The 18,595-nt window shown below is 47.6% G+C and carries 20 protein-coding genes and 1 other RNA gene; 2 read left to right on the top strand and 19 right to left on the bottom strand.

What is annotated here, in order from left to right; all coding sequences use genetic code 11:
- From apt to HMF8227_RS04265, 16 genes are all read right to left on the bottom strand, one after another.
- Positions 1–537 carry an adenine phosphoribosyltransferase gene (apt, locus tag HMF8227_RS04330; RefSeq protein ID WP_109339018.1) on the bottom strand — a complete coding sequence of 179 codons (537 nt, stop codon included), beginning with the start codon at positions 535–537 and terminating at the stop codon, positions 1–3.
- Between the two features lie 12 nt (positions 538–549).
- Entirely contained in the window at positions 550–672 is a 123-nt protein-coding gene (locus HMF8227_RS15235) for a hypothetical protein (protein WP_275425497.1), read from the bottom strand.
- Between the two features lie 56 nt (positions 673–728).
- Positions 729–1,481, bottom strand: a complete 753-nt coding sequence (locus HMF8227_RS04325) for an HvfC family RiPP maturation protein (protein WP_109339017.1) — start codon at positions 1,479–1,481, stop codon at positions 729–731.
- Positions 1,478–2,317: an HvfB family MNIO-type RiPP peptide maturase gene (locus HMF8227_RS04320; protein ID WP_109339016.1), complete on the bottom strand. Its 840-nt coding sequence runs from the start codon at positions 2,315–2,317 to the stop codon at positions 1,478–1,480. The genes HMF8227_RS04325 and HMF8227_RS04320 overlap by 4 nt, the downstream gene beginning before the upstream one ends.
- A gap of 56 nt (positions 2,318–2,373) precedes the next feature.
- Complete coding sequence (locus HMF8227_RS04315) at positions 2,374–2,916, bottom strand: HvfA family oxazolone/thioamide-modified RiPP metallophore (RefSeq protein WP_109339015.1); 543 nt, start codon at positions 2,914–2,916, stop codon at positions 2,374–2,376.
- A gap of 145 nt (positions 2,917–3,061) precedes the next feature.
- A complete protein-coding gene (locus HMF8227_RS04310; RefSeq protein WP_109339014.1) occupies positions 3,062–4,357 on the bottom strand; it encodes a tetratricopeptide repeat protein in 1,296 nt (431 codons plus the stop codon).
- Position 4,358: 1 nt separating this feature from the next.
- A complete protein-coding gene (locus HMF8227_RS04305) occupies positions 4,359–4,967 on the bottom strand; it encodes an energy transducer TonB (RefSeq protein ID WP_109339013.1) in 609 nt (202 codons plus the stop codon).
- Between the two features lie 2 nt (positions 4,968–4,969).
- Positions 4,970–5,371 carry an ExbD/TolR family protein gene (locus HMF8227_RS04300; protein ID WP_109339012.1) on the bottom strand — a complete coding sequence of 134 codons (402 nt, stop codon included), beginning with the start codon at positions 5,369–5,371 and terminating at the stop codon, positions 4,970–4,972.
- Between the two features lie 12 nt (positions 5,372–5,383).
- On the bottom strand, positions 5,384–5,908 hold the full coding sequence (locus HMF8227_RS04295; RefSeq protein WP_109339011.1) for a MotA/TolQ/ExbB proton channel family protein: 525 nt from the start codon (positions 5,906–5,908) through the stop codon (positions 5,384–5,386).
- A 1-nt stretch (position 5,909) separates the two neighbouring features.
- Complete coding sequence (locus HMF8227_RS04290; protein WP_109339010.1) at positions 5,910–7,268, bottom strand: MotA/TolQ/ExbB proton channel family protein; 1,359 nt, start codon at positions 7,266–7,268, stop codon at positions 5,910–5,912.
- 5 nt (positions 7,269–7,273) lie between these two features.
- Positions 7,274–8,038, bottom strand: coding sequence for a DUF3450 domain-containing protein (locus HMF8227_RS04285; RefSeq protein WP_109341003.1), 765 nt, complete (start codon positions 8,036–8,038; stop codon positions 7,274–7,276).
- 494 nt (positions 8,039–8,532) lie between these two features.
- Positions 8,533–8,778, bottom strand: a complete 246-nt coding sequence (locus HMF8227_RS15020; protein ID WP_162558492.1) for a hypothetical protein — start codon at positions 8,776–8,778, stop codon at positions 8,533–8,535.
- Positions 8,779–8,978: 200 nt separating this feature from the next.
- Positions 8,979–9,728, bottom strand: coding sequence for an O-methyltransferase (locus tag HMF8227_RS04280; RefSeq protein WP_109339009.1), 750 nt, complete (start codon positions 9,726–9,728; stop codon positions 8,979–8,981).
- A gap of 21 nt (positions 9,729–9,749) precedes the next feature.
- Positions 9,750–11,564: a 2OG-Fe(II) oxygenase family protein gene (locus HMF8227_RS04275; RefSeq protein WP_109339008.1), complete on the bottom strand. Its 1,815-nt coding sequence runs from the start codon at positions 11,562–11,564 to the stop codon at positions 9,750–9,752.
- Positions 11,565–11,669: 105 nt separating this feature from the next.
- Positions 11,670–14,366, bottom strand: coding sequence for a TonB-dependent receptor plug domain-containing protein (locus HMF8227_RS04270; RefSeq protein WP_109339007.1), 2,697 nt, complete (start codon positions 14,364–14,366; stop codon positions 11,670–11,672).
- 293 nt (positions 14,367–14,659) lie between these two features.
- Positions 14,660–15,754 carry a tryptophan 2,3-dioxygenase family protein gene (locus tag HMF8227_RS04265; RefSeq protein WP_109339006.1) on the bottom strand — a complete coding sequence of 365 codons (1,095 nt, stop codon included), beginning with the start codon at positions 15,752–15,754 and terminating at the stop codon, positions 14,660–14,662.
- 135 nt (positions 15,755–15,889) lie between these two features.
- On the opposite strand from HMF8227_RS04265, the gene HMF8227_RS04260 reads away from it, so the two are divergent.
- Positions 15,890–16,165, top strand: a complete 276-nt coding sequence (locus HMF8227_RS04260; RefSeq protein WP_109339005.1) for a late competence development ComFB family protein — start codon at positions 15,890–15,892, stop codon at positions 16,163–16,165.
- Positions 16,166–16,174: 9 nt separating this feature from the next.
- On the opposite strand, the gene ffs is transcribed toward HMF8227_RS04260, so the two are convergent.
- An RNA gene (gene ffs, locus HMF8227_RS04255) (signal recognition particle sRNA small type) lies at positions 16,175–16,271 on the bottom strand.
- Positions 16,272–16,367: 96 nt separating this feature from the next.
- Positions 16,368–17,423, bottom strand: a complete 1,056-nt coding sequence (locus tag HMF8227_RS04250) for a Glu/Leu/Phe/Val family dehydrogenase (RefSeq protein ID WP_109339004.1) — start codon at positions 17,421–17,423, stop codon at positions 16,368–16,370.
- 219 nt (positions 17,424–17,642) lie between these two features.
- Here HMF8227_RS04250 and HMF8227_RS04245 point away from each other — a divergent pair, with 219 nt between their 5' ends.
- Positions 17,643–18,110: an Lrp/AsnC family transcriptional regulator gene (locus tag HMF8227_RS04245; RefSeq protein WP_109341002.1), complete on the top strand. Its 468-nt coding sequence runs from the start codon at positions 17,643–17,645 to the stop codon at positions 18,108–18,110.
- A gap of 31 nt (positions 18,111–18,141) precedes the next feature.
- Here HMF8227_RS04245 and HMF8227_RS04240 read toward each other — a convergent pair whose 3' ends face one another.
- The gene (locus HMF8227_RS04240) at positions 18,142–18,540 is read right to left on the bottom strand and encodes an aldolase/citrate lyase/malate synthase family protein (RefSeq protein ID WP_109339003.1); all 399 of its coding nucleotides are present in this window, start codon (positions 18,538–18,540) and stop codon (positions 18,142–18,144) included.
- Between the last annotated feature and the right edge of the window lie 55 nt (positions 18,541–18,595).

Here is an 18,595-nt window from a genome sequence, read left to right as displayed (position 1 = left end):
TCAGTCTCCCTCAAATTGACACAGGGTATGGCAGCGGATTCCAGCCTCCTGCAGTCGGGCTCGACCGCCCAGAGCGGGGAGGTCCACGACAAATCCAGCGTCTTCGACGACGCCTCCGAGCTGCCTGACCAAGGCTGCAGTGGCTAACATGGTGCCACCTGTGGCCAAAAGATCATCAATAAGCAGGATCCGGTCGCCGGGTTGAACCGCGTCCCGATGCAACTCCAGCATGTCTTTGCCATATTCAAGCTCATATTCCTGCCGGATCACCGCTCTTGGCAATTTATTGGCCTTGCGGATAGGCACAAAGCCGACCGATAACGCCATGGCCAGAGGAGCCCCGAAGACAAAGCCCCTGGCTTCTGTACCAGCCACCTTATCCACTTTAAGATCATCGAACCGCGCAGCAAGATGATGAATACAGGCTTTAAAAGCGGCGTCATGCTGCATTAAGGTGGTCACATCGCGAAACTGAATACCGGGCTTGGGGTAGTCCGGCACCGTGGTAATAGTGGCTTTAATCTGGTCGAGATTCACAATTTGCTTAGTTTAGAGGTAAAACACAAACCAGCCGAGAATGGCATGGACCGTTGGCATTGCCAGCATTACCACCAAAGCTATCAACAGATACTTGAAGTTAAAAGGATCCTGACTCGTTTGTTTCTCTTGCATGCTATGACCTTAGAAGTTTCTAGGCGGCAAATCTTATAGCAAAGCCGGTCAAATTCCTAGCCGGACTCGCCCCCGATCAGGACCTGTTTGTGTGCCAGTTCTTGAAGAGCTGCCATCGCCCCCTGATAAACCTGCTGAGGGGCTAACTGAGGCAGGTGACTCGTCATCTGCGTTATTACCATTTCGGTGCTAACGCCGGGATGATTGTCGATAAAATCCAGCATCACCGCATTCATGGGGTTTAGCTGAGTGAAATGAACACAATGCTCTATGTCCCTGTGCACCACAAAATAATAGGGACCATCAGACGAGTCTGGACAGTATTTAGGGGCGACCTGGTGAACCGGATAGTCATAGCTTAGCAACCACGCCAGTGGCGATATGCTCAACGCCGAGGACGGCACCAATTGAGTCACGAGTTGCTCAGGGGCAATGGTTTGGGTCGAGCTATCCAGCGCCAACTCCACCCATTCATAGTGAGCCAGCTCTGCCAAAAAGGGATAATCGTCTGGCCGGGGTTGGTATTCCCTGTCTAGGTACTCCACAAACTCCTTGCTGATGTCGACAAAATAGGGCGACCGGCAACGGTGTTCGACAAAAAACTGCCGACACAGCTTCTGCCAATTCAACTCGGAGTATAGACTCTTGAGGACTGGAAATCCGGTATCTAAGAAACCTTTTACGTTATTAAAAAACAGCTCCCGATAAATCCGCATACGCCGGTCTTCAAGCTCTTCAGGGCGGGGGCTATGCTCTGGGTCTCGAATGTGCTGATAAAACTCTCTTTGAACCTGCTTGAAGGACATCATGCACTCTTACTGGCTTGAGCTAAATGACGATGCTGGATCTGACGGATCCGATCTACCTCAGCCAGTAACTCGGGCAGAGGGGGAATATTAAAGTCGCGCTCCAACAAAGTTGGGAATACTCCATGCAGTAGGTAAGCCTGCTCCAGCAACTGCCAGACCGGTTCGATCACATCGGCACCGTGAGTATCGACAATTAAATCCTCGGCTTCATTAAAGTGTCCGGCAATATGACCATAGGCTATTCGCTCGCTTGGCAAGCCTTGTAAAAACTCCATGGGGTCATAACCGTGGTTTGTCGCATTAACATAAATATTATTCACATCCAGCAATAGCTGACAGTCAGCTTGCTCTATAACTGCCAGGGTAAATTCCAATTCACTCAATTCCTGTCCGGGTGCCGCGTAATAGGATACATTTTCAAGGATCAATGGTCGCTCAATAATATCCTGCACATGGCGCACGCGCTTTGCTACATAATCTGCTGCTTCCTCGGTAAAAGGAATGGGCATCAGATCGTAAAGATGCCCTTCGCCCGAGCAATAACTTAAGTGCTCGGAGTAGTGCTGTATATCGTGACGATCGAGGAAGCTTTTAACCGACTTAACAAACTCAATATCCAATGGATCGGGACTGCCGATGGACAACGACAGACCATGAGTTTTAAACGGATACTGACGGGTTAGAGTCGCAAAATCCTGGTGATACCGGCCTCCCAGGGGAATCCAGTTTTCTGGAGCCACTTCCCAGAAATCCACTGGAACCTGACCGTACTCCAACACGTCTTCAATCATTTCTCGCCTGAATCCAAGGCCAACTTCGGATTGCGTTATACCCATAAGACTCCTTAAAAAAGGCCGGCTAAGACCGGCCTCCCTCATTCTGCCAGAGGACGTTAATGCGAACCACCGCATTTGCCTTCGCCACATTTCCCTTCTTTGTGGGTTTTCTTTGCTTCGCCACATTTACCTTCGCCACATTTCCCTTCTTTGTGGGCTTTCTTTGCTTCGCCGCATTTACCTTCGCCACATTTCCCTTCTTTGTGGGCTTTCTTTGCTTCGCCGCATTTACCTTCGCCACACTTCCCTTCCTTGTGGGCCATTTTTTCTTCGCCGCATTTACCTTCGCCACACTTCCCTTCTTTGTGAGCTTTCTTTGCTTCGCCGCATTTACCTTCGCCACACTTCCCTTCTTTGTGGGCCATTTTTTCTTCACCGCATTTGCCCTCGCCACATTTGCCTTCCTTGCGGGCTTTTTTATCCTCTCCGCACTTGCCTTCGCCGCACTTGCCCTCACCGGCAAACTGCATATACCCCGACTCCAGGGTTGTCATGCCAAAAGGATTTTCCGTCTCTACCGCTGCAGCTGTAGTAGCCATAGAACCTAACACCATAGCGCCGAGTGCTGATGCAATATGAGTTTTCTTAACCTGTTTCATAAACCTTTTTCCTCTGTAATAGCTTTTTTATAGGCCGACTGGCTCTCTCAAGCATAGACCACGTCGACAGAATTTTTATTTCACTAATACTTTTCAGTAGCTATAAAAAAAGCCCCTGAACGGGGCTTTTTTTATAGCTTAATAATTAAAGTTGAATGCCACGGTTTTTGGCCTTCTCTCTAATATAGGGCTCCCAGCTATTTGCGCTGCGACGTGTAGAGCTATCTTGCTTAGCTAACTGAACATATCGAAGAGCTTCTTTAAATTTGCCCTGATAGAAGTTCGCTTCCATCATAGACATATACAAGTTGCCCTTATCATCAGTTGCTAGCGATATTGCCTTATCCAGCGCACGTACTGCCTTACCATACTCCTGAGCAGCCATCAGCAATGAGCCCTGACGACGGAAATGGTCAGGATCATTACTCAAGGCACCGGCTTTACCGTAATAGTCCGCAGCCTTGAGCACATCTTTAGCCTGATGCCAGGTATTGGCGATAGTGGCAAAAGACTTAGCGTCTTTTTCAATCATGCCCGAGTTAAGCGCTTCCTCATACAATTTAGCAGACTTGTATGGGATTCCGTTAGTGGCGAAAAGCTGCGCCAGAGCCTTAATCTCTGACTTCTTATCCACATAGCCCTGTTTGTATGCTAAGTCCATAGTCTGCAGAGCTTGAGGATAGTTTTCTACCAACATGTAGAAAAATGCTAGCTGAGTCCACCACTGATCCGTTTCCGGAAACAGCTTAACCAGTTGCTCAGTCACCTCTATGGCTTGAGGATACATCTTACGTTCGTAGTAAGACGTCATCTTCAATACATAGGGGTTTTTATCCGGCTTTTCGGCATATTGGATGGCCTTGTTCGCAGGTGCAACCATCTTATCCAGTTGCTTGGTCTCATAATAAGCCTGAGACATACGCACGTAGACATCCGGATTGTTCTTACAGGTTTCATCCAACCAGCGCTGATACCACTTTAAGGCTTCACGATAGTTTTCTTCCTGCATACTCAAGTCTGCCACCAACTTCATGGTACCAAACTGCTCACTATCGTTTAGCTCATTCGCCTCTACTGCACGAGTCAGATAACGTAACGCTTCCTGCGCCTTGCCTTCCTGTGCAGCCAACAAGTTACCGATAAAGCGATCAGTATAAGCACGATCAAATTCATTCGACGTATCGATGTCATACAGAATTTCTAACGCGCCCTGCACGTTATCATTGCTGTATTCCTCAAACGCATTTTGAATTTTCTTGCCCACACGTTGGCCAGGAACGCTAGTTGAACTTTTCTGATAGTCAGCACATACCGAAGGAGGCGTCGCCTTGGGCTGGTCCTTTCCCTTATCGTCCTGCGCAGCAACATTGGCCGAGAACGCATAAACAGCAACAGATGTGGCAACCAGCAACTTTTGGATTGGATTTTTCGTAAATGTCATTCTACTGCTCCAATTTAAAGTCAAGTTGAACCTTCATGTTGTACTGTTTGACAGGCTTGCCTTCGACAACTTTCGGTTTGTATTTCCAACGACTCAATGCACGACGCGCTTCACGGTCAAAGATGCGCTTGGGTTCGGCATCGATTACGTCGATGTCTTCTACGCCACCCACTTCATTGATAGTGAATGACAAACGTACCCAACCTTCTTTTCCGTCACGAGCCGCTTCGATGGGATACTTAGGTTCAATTCGCACGATAGGAGTGGCTTCACCATCTCTCATCATTGCACCTGGACCTGAAATGTCCACATTGGCACCACCCACATCGACGCCAGGCATGTCAAAGTTCATGTTGGCATCGGCTTCGGCCGCATCAGGTTCCTGAGGTTCCATCTTAGGCGGCTGTTTTGGTGGCGGTGGTGGTGGTGGCGGAACCCGAGAGCGTGTTTGCGTACTGGAGTCCGGTTCACTCATCACGACATCGATAACCGGTGCCGGTGGCGGTTCTTCTCCAGGGCGGGCGGAATTAGAAATCAATTCTGCCATTAACACAAACAGTGCAAAGGTTACGCCCGCACCTACTAGTATAGAAACTATTAGACGAAGCATATTTAACTACCCTTTGCTGCTACAGAGATCTGCTCAATACCCGCTGCCTTGATCTGGTCCATGACCTTCACAACAACACCGTGTTTCGCTTTCTGGTCCGCCTGAACAAACACAACGCGAGTTGGCTGTTCCGCCAGTAGACGCTCAATGTTTGAGCGAACACTTTCGACTTCAACCTGACGCTTATCCAACCAAACATCACCATCTTCGGTGACCGCCACAAAGATGTTGGCGTTTTTAAATTTGGTGGCTTGCGTTGCCGCAGGCTTAAGGACTTCGATCCCTGCCTCCTTCACAAAGGAGGTAGTTACAATAAAGAAGATCAGCATGATAAATACGATGTCGAGCATCGGAGTCATATCAATTGCTGCTTCCTCTTCTTCTTCTCGAATCTTACGAGCCATATAATTCTCTCTCTAATGGTGAGGCAAGCTATCGACGAGTTTTTCTTTGCTCATTTTGACCCGGGCTTCCAGGCGAGAGCTGAAAAACACTCCAGATAGTGCGGCGACCATTCCGGCCATTGTCGGAATTGTTGCCATGGAGATACCACCCGCCATCAGACGTGGGTTCCCCGTGCCTTGTACCGCCATCACCTCGAATACAGCTATCATCCCGGTGACGGTTCCTAACAAACCAATCAGAGGGCACATTGCTACCAGAGTCTTAATCAGCAGCAAACGTTGATTGAGCCTATCCGATGCTTGCGAAATCCATGCTTCACGGATTCTATGCGCATACCAGGATGTTGTATCCTCCCGTGCATCCCAATCGGAAATGATCTGTTTCATCTCCTTAGGAAACACGGAAGACACATACCAAAAGCGCTCGATCATGAAGATCCACATGAGGAAGAGCGCGGCAGCAACGACATAGAGCACGTCACCGCCGGTAGCGATAAAATCCCTGACAGATTCCCAAAGTTCTATCAGGTATAACATATTAAGCTTTCTCCACCTCAGCGTGAGCCGCTACGATGCCCGCAGCTTGCTCATCGAGAACGTGTGTAATGGACTTCGCACGGCCAGCAACAATGCTGTGTAGCAGGATCAGTGGCAGAGCCGCGATAATACCCTGTGCCGTTGTTACCAGAGCCATGGAGATACTACCTGCCATCATACGAGGGTCGCCCGTACCAAACAGAGTAATGGTCTGGAAGGTGGCGATCATACCAATTACGGTACCCAGTAGACCCAGCAATGGCGCAATGGCCGCCAAGATCTTGATGATGTTTACACCACTTTCAATCTTAGGAAGCTCACGCAAAATAGCTTCATCCAACTTCATTTCCAGATTTTCTGCATCGGCGTCTTTGTTCTCTTGGTATACCTTCAGGATACGGCCCAGAGGGTTAGAAGCAGATGGGTTACCAGTATTATTCAGCTGAGTACGGATTTTACCGCCCATCGCTGTCAGAGTGACCAGCTTGTACAGTGAGATAAGCACACCCAAGGCAAACAGGCCTGTAATGATGTAGCCTGGCAAGCCACCGGCGTGATAACGCTCCATCAAGGTTGCCTTAGCGGTCAACAGCCCCAGGATAGAACCTTGAGACGGGTCAACATACAAAGGGTGTACGCCAGAAGTTGATTCTTTGTAGTCCTGCGCAGCAGACACCATGTGATCGCCAGGCTGACGGCCTAAAGGCTGTACCTGGTTGTTCTCGGTGCTGAACTGCAGGTAACCTTGGTTACCGATCAGGTTAAAGGTACCTACACGAACCACTTCCTGAGTTTCAGAACCACCATCCAGCTTCACCACTTCGGTGTTGAAGCGAGAGATCTTGCCGGACTCGGTCATTTCAGTTTGCAGAGCAATCCACAGCTCTTCAAGTTCGCTGATATTAGGCAAACCTTTAGACTCAGAAGACATTTCTTCTAAGAACTCGCCACGACCTGGGTATTCGGCACTCACAATAGAGGTAGAGATACGGCCATAGGCTTCACCTGCAGCCTGACGAACCACACCAAACATCTCACCCAGAGTACCGGTGGCATTCTTCAGTTCTTGCTCTTTATCGGCCAAACGCACTTCGTTTTGCTGATACTGTTCGGACAAACGCTCACCGCGTTCTTCTTCAGCTTTCAGGTCAGCGCGTGCTTGACGCAACAAAGCTTGTTTGTCGGCGCGCTCGGAAAGAAACTCACGCTCACGTTGCTCGTTGATGCGTGTCTCTGAAATGCGATCTTTCTTCACTTCTTCCAGCAACTGATCCAGTGTATTACTGGATTGTGCATAGACTGGTGCAGCACTTACAGCAACCGCTGCCGTAAGTAAGGCAGATTTAACTAAGTGTTTCATTCTGATTACTCCGCGGCTTTAATTGGTAGTTTAACAAGGTCGCTGGGCACCAGTTTCTTAGCCATTTTCACAGCTTTGGTAACTGAGCCGATATACTCATCGCCTAGCTCTTCCCAAGCGCGGGCATCGTTATTCCATACCCAGGCGTTTTTCTGGTCAAGAGACAGAGCCAGCAAGGCCGTACGCCCCAAGTTGAAGAAGTCGGCCGAGATCTGCTGACCGTTGTAGCTCAGCTCCCCCTGATAGGCACGGATGCGAGTGCCGTACTCCAACTCAACCAAGTAAGCTTCCAGTACCTGACGGAACTGCTCGGAAGTTGTGACATCAGAGCGGCTCATCAAATCACGAAGCTTAGCAACACGAGCATTACGCTCGTCCAGATTGATGGGCAGATCCAAGTCAATGAATTTCTCCAGTGAATCGATCATGCGATACATCAAAGGAACTACGCCACGTTTAACGCCTTCAATGTTGTCGATCTGACGTTGCAAAGACGCAATAGCATCTTCCTGGTCAGCAACCAAGCCTGCTACGTGGTCGTTGTACACTTTCAGGTTTTCAGTCTCATCGACCACCTGACGGTACTCTGCCAAAAGCTCCTGAGTCTGTTCGTAGATTCTGTTGATCTTCTCTTGAGATTGCGCTGCAGCCTTATGAATCTTTGCTTCTTCTTGTTGCAAAGTTTTTAATGGGTCTGCAGAGACTACCTGGCTGCTACCTAGCGCAAACGCGCCGATAACGGCAGAAGCGATTAGATTTCTCTTGCTCATATTGGACATAGTTCCCAACCAATTTTCTGTCTTTAATCCTCACCCAGCGCTAACACCTGCGCCTTGGTAAGGGGCTATTAAAAACGGTTTTGTTAATGATATGTAGCACGTTGGCAGAGATTACCAAAGTGCGGAACCTCGAATATTCACACGGAACCGTTAAAAATGTCAAGGTCGTCTAGCTGTAGCGTTTACCTATTTATAACGTCTTCTCTCACGTAACCTCACTGGAAAGCCTGTCACAGAGTGGCCTAATAAGACGTGCTCAATTATTAACCTTATCATCCTGTTCCATTAACAATATGTCATAAAACGTCACTTCGGTGTCTGATCTCATCCTACTTATCAGCCCCAAGCTATGACTGAGTATCGCTGGATAACTTCTTGAAATAAGCTGGGGTTAAGGAATAATAATCTCACGCTAACACTCTAGTGGTAGCTCAACGGGTTAATGTCACCGTAGAAACTACCAGCCTTTTAGAAGGGACTCATAATCAGTTCTTTAAAGTCCTTTGATTCTCGAGATTCCGCATATCTCGTTCTTCCTTTATTCGTTGCGCTTCTTTTTGTGACTTAGTCACACAAAACCGTTTCTTTACATGTGAGCCTGTTGGTTTATAGTACTCGCAAACCAGTTCCTCATCTCCGTTACTAGCTACTGCTGTTTCACCGTCATCACTTGTTGATGCACACCCACCTAACAACACACAAAAAAGCGCAGCGATATAAATTCTTTCCATCGTTTGTCCCTACTTTTGTCAAAGTTAATATGAGCCAGTTCAAACGCTAAGAGTTACACTAATCAGTGAAATGTCAATGTATAAGAAAGTTAAATTATTGGTGATGTGTGTTTTTGTTTACCTGAAGCGCAAAAATTTCATTACGGCCGGGTTTTCAATGTTCAGTGGGCATTGCCCTCCTGAACCTACAAGTTTTGCCCCTAGTCTAAAAGCTGCTTATCCCAATCGTCCGAATGCAACTCCTTTGCACCCCAACCAAAAGCAGGTTGCTTTGTCTGACGTGTCGGAAAATCAAAATTCCGCTTAAGGAATAAAGAGGTTGTTGAAGTGTGCGACTCTGTCGGCTTAAAGCCATACATATCCACTTGAAGTAGCCCCGAGTTTTTTAACATTTTAGCCGTGTTTGGATGCCAGTCCGCATTATCCAAAATGATTACACCATTATCAGACAAACATTCGACAGCGAAGCGAGCGCAGTCATAGCGATACCCGGCTCCATCGACAACAATCAGATCTAAACGCCCCCCTATGCTCTTGATTACTTTAGGGAACTGTTCCCCCGCCGCATACAGAAGTTCAACATTGTTGTTCACCATTGCCTTTAGCTTTTCATACCACTTAGCGTTATTCTCAACAGTGTAAACTTTCTCAGCTCGCTCCATCCAATAAAGTGTCGACGCACCTCCGCCAAACTCAAACACGACCTTTTTAGAAAGGTCAAACTGCCTTAAGTACTCTATCGTAGGGTAAGTATACAGCGGGATATACTGACCATCCCTATCAACGGCCATCCCTTTTTCCACTGATTTTTTAAATCCATAAATATTACCCAAAATATAACTACAGGAAGCAAGCATTAACTCATCCTTTGGCATATCGATGACCCCAGGATGAATCTCTAGCTCCTTCTCATTTTCTTCACTTTTTGGCTGTATAGGTCCCCAATACATATAACCTCCAATTAAAAAAGTTCACTTAGGAACAACATCAAATGCAACGCTTAGCCTGTTTGACTGTGAAGTAAAAGGAATTGTCCCATGCCACATATACGATGGAAAAAATACAACACACCCTTCCTTAGGCTTCACCACATAATCAGGCTCAAGCTCAATAAACCGGCTCAATTCGGGCTGGCCCAGTTTCAGCCAGCCTTGTCCATCTGTCCCGTTCATACTGGGAATATCTACATATAACGGGGCACTGATCCAACCTTCATGGTGGTAATGATTCTTATGAAATCCCGATGATTTAAGCTTCACAGACCATGAGCCCTGGTACTTAAAACCTGACGACACTCTCCTCAAAAACGGATGTGAGTCATCTACGGGTAGCTGTTGAATATAGCGCTCCAAGGAAGCGTCAATCGCGGTCCTTAATCGTTGAATGGTTGGATCCATCATGTCGAATAGATTATCCATCGTCTGGGTTCCATGACGAAGAGATTGATCTATTGGGTGGTTTTTGTCCCTGTGAAACTCCTCTAGCCGACACTTCAATTCATCAAGAAAGCAATCGGAGCTCTGTCCTTTTATATTCTCCAAGCAACTGTATACTTGGACAAAATCACTATAGTTATACAGACCATAATATTCATCCATACGCCCCATCAGCCTGAGCAAAGTAGCTTTACAAGCCCACCACCCTTGGTCGTAGGGATTGCTCTTGATGAGCTTTTGGATGTATTCATCCGCCGCCGGGTACTCTTGATTCACCATGTGGCAGACAGCAAGCTCCCTTAAAAAGTTTGAATTTCCCGGGGCCAGGTTACTCGCCTTCCTATATGAAGAAATGGCCTGTTCGAAACTCCCGGTTTCCCGGCTAATATAACCTTTAGCAGCATGAGCGTATGGGTTGCTGGCATTAAGCTTAAGAAGGCGACTAATGTATTCATTGGCCTCGTCAAAATGCTCAACCTTAATCAGCTTTAATAACATACCTGCTAAAACAGGTTGGTTCTCGGGATACTTTTCTAGTGCAGCCCGATAATAGGCGAAACTATCCTTTTCATTTCTCAGCCATAGTAGTTCCGAGAGTATTTCGTGGGTCTTAAAATCTGTCTCATCGATCTTTAAGCAATCCTTGAGCAAATCTTCCGCTCTTTCCTTCTGCCCAGATAGCTGACAACACATAGCCGCAAGTTGCCGAAGGGCTATTGACCCTGTATAGCGAGTTAGTCCATAAGTGAGCCAACTTAATGCCTCCGAATACTTACCGCAACGACGCAAGACTTTTCCCAGACTCACTAACTGTTGTTCTGAAAAGCGATCCTTATGCCTCTCTACTGAACTCAACTGCTGCATTAATGCACTCTCGTGTTTTAGCGTCGCAAGGATATCAACATAAGGTATCACCACACTCGGTTTACCGGGGTGGGCCTTTATCGCCTTTTCTAAGGTTAATAGAGCGCAGTTTAATCGGTGCTTCCTTTTGTATAGGCTCGCAAGGTTCAGTAGACCATCTATATTTGCACTATCTAATTTAAGAACCTGATTGAACAGCTCCTCTGCCCGTTCTTCTTCCCCCATTGAACTTAATAGCAACCCGTAGCCGTTATAAGTTTGTGGGTTTTTTGCCTCATACTTTAACGCATTCTTATAGTAGGACTCACTGTCATTATAGTTACCCAGCCGTCTCTCACATCCAGCGAGTAAGTTATACATATTAGGAAAAGCAATTCCCTGACCGGCTATTTTCATAGCGAGTTGTCTGGCTTCCTTGACGTGACCAGAGCTGTATAGAGAAAAAGCCCTTTCAATATATGACTGGACTGTATTGGATGGCGGCATAACCCCTCCGAGACGATAAAAACGGCACCTTATTATAGCGTTAACAAGGCATAAAAAAGCCGCTTTTGAAAGCGGCTTTTTTTATTACTAAACAACAAGCTTATATTAGAACTTCGCAGTAACTCGTGCGTACATGTAGCGGCCTGCTACGTCATACGACTGGTTAATGGTGTTCATGTCTTGGTTGTTAGTAATGTATGGAGGCTCTTCATCGAGCAGGTTACGTACACCCAAAGTGAAGCTATAGTTCTTCATGTAGTAAGTGCCCTGTACATCGTGGTACCAGATAGAATCTGCGATGTTGTCCAGGTTATCTTCTGAAGCAAAGATATCTTCACCTTCTGACTGGTAACGACTTGTCCAGTTCAGGGAGAAGTCACCCGCCGTATACATTAAGCCAATGTTGGTACGCCATTCAGGGAATACTGCCAGTGTAGTTTCCCACTGGTCGGCAGCTACTTTACCTGCAGCTTCAACCACGTCAGCGCCTTCATACGGAAGATAGGTGTACTCGTTCAACCAAGTACCATCTACACGCATTGACAGGTCACCCGCACCCATTGGCATTGAATATGAGAAGTCAAAGTCCACACCTGAAGTTTGGAACGTTGACAGGTTCTCATTAACTAGCAGTACACCAGCCACAGTACCAAGGGCACTACGGTAAGGAGACGTTGGGTGAGGTGCATCGCCAGTCAGTGAAGGACCTTCGATGAAATCACACAATGGGCTAGAGAAGTCTGGAGAGCTATAGCAACCATTTACCACGTTGTCAGTACCAACAGTGCCGATACCGTTTGTGATCTCGATATCGAAATAATCCAACGCTGCAGTGAAGCCGCTGTCGTGAGTGTAGACGACACCCGCAGTCAAGCTCTCTGACTCTTCCGGCTCAAGTTCTGTATTACCACCTTCTACTGTGCTCGATTGGTTAGAAGACAGCTCGAAGTTACCAGGCAGGCCATCGGCCGCACAGTTATCTTTTACAGTCTGAGATACGTTGGACGAACCATAGTTCTCACAAGGATCGTTGTAAGCCAAGTTAGTCTCTGCCTGAGGAGCAAACAACTCGGTTATGCTTGGAGCACGGAAACCATCGGCTACCGTCGTTCTCAGCAATAAGCCATCTAGGGGTTCCCACTCGACGCCAATTTTAGAATTGGTTGCGCGGTCATCCAAGAAGGAGTAGTCAGTTGAACGAACAGCCGCAGAGATACTTACGGTTTCCAGTACTGGCAAGGAAACCTCACCGTAAAATTCCGTTACTTCAAACTGACCTTGTGTAGGATCACCAGCTACGGAGTATATTTGACCGATTGAGGCTGCACCGTCAGGCGTGTTGCTGTAATCTTCCCAACGCTGCTCAAAACCAGCCGCCCACATTGGAGCACCGCCAGGCAGTTCGAAAGTTCCGAAGTCACCGGACAAGTTACCCATTAACTGCTTAACAGTACTGCGAACAATTGGAGAGTTCGGTACAAATGCGTAGTTGATCATCTCGTCGGTCAACGTACCCGCTTCCAGAATATTCCATACTTCTGGGCAAGCTGCATCATCATCACACTTCGCAGGATCAAGCAGCGTTTCAATGCGAGTTGGGTTTACACGACCATTGTCAAGACGCGCATCTACGTAACGCGCATAGTTGTAGGCCAAGTCCCAAGAAACACCGTTATCGAAGTAGCCTTCAAAACCGAATACCATACGGTAGTCCGAGAAGTCCTGAGTAAACTCACGGCCGGCGGTTTCACGCAGACGACGAGCAACAAAGATATCTTCGCCAACTGGATTGTAGGGGTTGGTTGCAGGCATCAGAGGTGCCCAGAAAGTACCCTCTGGAGCCATCAACTGGTCTGATTTACGGTTTGTGAAACCACCCTCAGCGAACACCATAGTGTCGTTAGTGATTTCATAGGTTGCAGAACCGTTGATTGAGAACACCTGCTGAGGAGTCTGCATTTTAGAGGTTGTAGCGTAGTTAAAGCCATCAACCGCCTGGTCGAAAGGACGAACTTCGCCTGTCATTGGGTCAACGACGTGGCCAGAGTAGTTTGCATTGAAGAACTGGCCGTATGGGATAGTACCGGAACCCCCACAAACCTTCTCACCATTCCGTTCAAAGATTGGGCACTCAGCAAACTCGCGGTCACCCTGGAAAATTGCATTACGGTCGCTGTATTCCAAGGCCAAAACCACATTGCCTTTATCACTGGAAGTACCAGTGGTGACCGCAAACTTGGTGATCTCACCATCGTTTTCAGTAGTAACATCGTGCTGGGCGGTGATTTCAACGCCCTCAAAATCACGCTTAGTGATGAAGTTAATAACACCAGCGATTGCATCAGAACCATAGATAGTTGAGGCGCCATCTCTGAGTACCTCAACACGCTCAACGAAAGATACAGGAATGGAGTTCAAATCACCTGATGCATAACGGCGACCATTAATAAGAACCAGAGTACGACCTGAACCAAGACCACGCAGAGACGCTGTTGCAAAGCCACGCGAACCGTTGTTCACATTACTACCTTCCGCACCACCGTTCATCGCAGGAACAGCCTGCACGAAGTTTTCTAGAGTAGTAAAGCCTGAGGCCTCAATGTCTTCAGCAGAAAACACACTGATTGGGCTTGCAGACTCCATGTCTGTACGCTTGATTCGAGAACCGGTAACTGAGATTTTTTCAACATCGTCAGCACCTTCTTCTTGAGCAATAGCGTTGCCGGCTACAGTTGCAGTAGAAGCAACACCAAACGCTAAGGCTAGGCGAACGGACTTCGCCAACTTGGAATTTGTATACATGTTTTGTCTCCCTGGACCACGTTCACGCATTTACATGCGTTTGTTCGTGATTATTGTTTATTGCTTTTAGCAATTTGTTATTCGAGGCTTACGCCTCTGAAGAGATAATATACATAGCACTCCGCTGGGGTCAACTTGGCTTCCTCTCGTAAAGCCATAAGTTCACTGGTTTACATTTAATTCATACTCATATTTGTAAACTATATTATACAGCCATCAATATAATGCCGTCGAGCAATCTATGGTTTGCACCTATCGAGTTCAGTCATTACAAACGGTCATCAATCTGAGAGTTACACTCTCGACAGATGAAACCCTAAACTCTCTCTTACTTCCTGCGGCAAGTCAGGTAACGCTTTTTTAGGTAACAGGAAGGTCGACATGTTAAAGAAGTCTTTAAAGATCCTGTTCGATTCGGTAGTACGCTTGAGATATTCGTGACCCGAGGAGCCGCCAGTCCCAATCTTTGAGCCCAGCATTCGCTGTACCATCATGGCATGGCGATAACGCCAGATGGTCAACTTCTCATCAATTTCCGTCAGGCAGGTAATCAATTGATAGGGCAAGTTGAACAGCGGTTCTTCCTGATATTGGCAGATAAATAGCGATGACAGCATGGCTCGTTGCGACAACCGTAGCTCATCTTTTTGTTGCAGTTTTTTATACTCTTTATCATCCAATAAGGCATTAAACACGCCCTTGGTCTGTTCGATGCCTTCTAGTTCCGTCTCACGCTGCTTCTCATTAAGAGTCTGGTTGCTTTGAACGGTTTGCTCATCCTCGGCCAACATAGCAGTGGCGGCACTATTATAGAGCTCCCAAAACTTAAAATCGCCAAACTCTAAAAGAGGCATGCGCTCGAGCCATGACTCTACCAGTTCAAACAGCGAGGGCCTGTTTTCCAGCTTTTCCAGGTAGTGGCGATCCTGTTCTTCCAGTCGCTGATAGAAAGACTGCTTATCAAAGTCGATGCGATAGTCGCGTTTTAATCCCAGGCTTATCTCCAGGCGTTTGAACTGAATGCTTTGAAAGCCGGATGCAGGGATCAAGTAATCCCGGAACGTCAAAAACTCCTGTGGGGTCATGGTTTCCATCACGCCGATTTGATCGTTCATCAATTCCTGAATGGTAATGATCCGACGCAGACGGTGTACAACGGTGGTCAGTTGCTGATCCTTGACCTCTTGCTCGGAAAAGGTATCCATCACTGAGCCCAACTCATGCAGTACCTGCTTGAACCAAAGCTCATACACCTGATGCACAATAATAAACAGGGTTTCATCATGGGCTGTCTCTCCGTAGCGACTGCTATGGGGCGCCTGCGCCGCCAATAATTTATCCAGTTGCAGATAATCGCCGTAGTAAACAGGTTCTTGATTTTTTTGCATTTTAAATTCTCTTATCTGTAGATTGCCGACTAGACTAATGGCAGATTAATCCAGTTTACTAGGGCCTGAAGCTGTTTCATAGACGTGTAAACAGGCCGTAACAAACGTGTTTTACAACCCTTCGGAGGTGGTCTTATGAAAATGGATGATGACATCCACAACTACTACGAACATCTGGTGTTGGAGCAGATAGAACAAAGAGGATTAAAGAACACTAAGGACAGCGATTACCTGGCTGATCTTTGTTGCCTAGCTCTAAACCAGGTGCCGCCGCGTTATATACGCTATGAAGTGGATATGGCGTTTTACATTTCACAAAGCGAGCGTCAGGAGATGGAGATGAACGTCAAGCACGCCATCGACAAGGCGATAAACTACTTAGATGGAATAGAGGTAAAAGCCGAAAGTTGAGGGTGGCGATCCCCTCAGCCACATCCCGGCACATGAGTCGTTCACTACGGCTGCTCCCTTCCGGGCCTGACCGGGTTCGCGAAGTATCATTGCGGGAGGACCAAGGGGACCACCATTGAAACTTTACAAGCCGGAGCTGTCTCCAGCGGGCGCGCATTATCTCTGATGGTCCCGCTGGATGCAAGCCCGAAAATCCGAGCCGTTAAGCTTGATTCAGGAAGCGCTCTTCAGCGATCAGATTCGACTCGGTATTCGTTGCAACCTGTTTCTGCTCCGCTCTTTGGTAGATCTCCACTAAGGTTTCGCCAATGCCTTCCAGGTGGGCTTTGAGCGCATCGGCGGTACTGTCTGTTTTCTGATGATAAATATCGATCACTCCACCAGCATTAATCACGTAATCCGGTGCGTAAAGAATGCCCTTTTCTCGCAGCACTTCCCCATGACGCTCTTCCGCCAATTGGTTATTCGCCGCCCCGGCAACAACTTTAGCTCTTAGGTTAGCAATGCTGTCGTCATTTAAAATAGCCCCCATAGCGCAGGGTGCGACCACATCCACATCCAGAGCCAGAATTTCCTCTGGCTCCACGACCGTGGCACCAAACTGTTGTCTTGCCTTATCCAGGTTATCCGGATAGATGTCGGTCACATAGAGTTTGGCGCCTTCTTTATGTAAATGTTCCGCCAGACGCCATCCCACATGTCCTAGCCCCTGAATGGCCACAGACACGCCTTCAAGCTCACAATTCATAGCATGTTGAACCGAGGCCTTAAGGCCAACAAACACCCCATAGGCGGTAGACGGTGCCGGGTTGCCATCAGCCTTGGCACCATCGTAACGGAAGTTAGCATGGGTGCCGGCAATATAATCACTGCGCTCTGCCATCGCTCGTAAGTCTTGTACACTGATACCGGAGTCTTCGGCGGTAATGTATTTCCCACCCATGCTCTGCACTGCCTCGCCCATCGCGCGCATCATATCGTCGGTTTTGTGTTCCCTTGGGTTACCGATGATCACTGACTTGCCGCCGCCCAGTTTCAGGTTCGCCATCGCTGATTTATACGACATACCCTTGGACAAGCGCAGTACATCGTTCAGCGCTTCCTCACTATTCGCATAGGGCCACATCCGGCAGCCGCCCAAAGCAGGTCCTAAATGAGTATTGTGTACGGCAATAATTGCTTTGAGACCCGTTTTCTCATCGTGAAAAAAGGCCACTTTCTCGTGGTTGTCAAAAGCATGATGGTCAAATACGGACATAGTCAGGGTACCTGTTGTTCTATTGTCGATTATAGTGTCGCACATACTAGCTTAAACCCCCGAGGACATGCCTTGCGAAGTTCATCAACGCACATTTACACTGGCAAGAAATGTGTGGTTATGTGTACAATATTAGGATATATATCCTAGACTTTGTCGTTGATCTTCAACGGCATTTCACGCACCCTTGCAGCCCCTTTTTTTGGTGATACCGACGTTATGAAACTGGACAAATTTGACCGCGAAATTCTACGTGTCTTACAAAGAGACGCCACCGTTTCCATGGCCGAGCTTAGTCAACAGGTAGGCTTATCTCACACGCCCTGCTGGCGGCGTGTGAAACGGTTGGAAAAGGAAGGTATTATCCGCGGCAAAGTCACCTTACTGGATGGAAAGAAGCTCAATCTGGGGGTCAGTGTATTTATCTATATCACGCTCAAAAATCACGACGAGGCATCGCTGAACAGCTTCGAAGCGTCGGTTCAGGACATCCCCGAAGTCGTGGAGTGTCACACCACCAGCGGTGATAAAGACTACTTACTCAAGGTAGTGGTGGAAAGCATCGAAGAATACGAACACCTGTTGAAAAGCCGCTTCACACATCTGCCCAGCGTCGATCACCTAAGCTCCACCTTTGCTCTCAAGCAAGTCAAAAACACCACCGAATTACCGATTAAGAATCAGTAGTTCCTGGGTGTAAGTCAGGCCGAAGCCTGACTTACACCAATCGAAAACTGATCTCATCAATGTGAGCGCTATCGGAGCGACCGCAGCTGCCCGAAACCTTAAAGCTGATCTGCGCCATTTCGCCCTGTTCATTACGAAGCGTCAGACTCTCCGGCTGTTCTCTGTGGCCTTCCTTATCAATCAGGTGACAGGGCTTTTGCAAACCGGTCTGCGTACCATCGGCAAAGAAAGCCAATAGATTCTGATAGTAAACAAAGTAGCTCACCACATCGCAATGAGACCCCTGCTTTAAAGGAAAGGCCTTATCCAAAGCCTGCTTTGCTTCATTAAGCAGTTGATTGGCCCTTTGGCCCTGAAAGCTGTCGATGACTTCCGCCGACGATCGACCTGAATGAGTATGCGTCAATTCTGTTGCATTGAGTGCTGTCATTATTCGTCCCCTTGCCTCTTTATTCTGGTCAAGCCGATGCGTTGACCTTGAATAG

Origin of the sequence: Saliniradius amylolyticus (assembly GCF_003143555.1) — a bacterium.
In the GTDB taxonomy this organism is placed as follows: Bacteria; Pseudomonadota; Gammaproteobacteria; order Enterobacterales; family Alteromonadaceae; genus Saliniradius; species Saliniradius amylolyticus.
The sequence above is the reverse complement of the archived record's forward strand: the minus strand, read 5'-3'. Positions and strand labels throughout refer to the sequence as shown.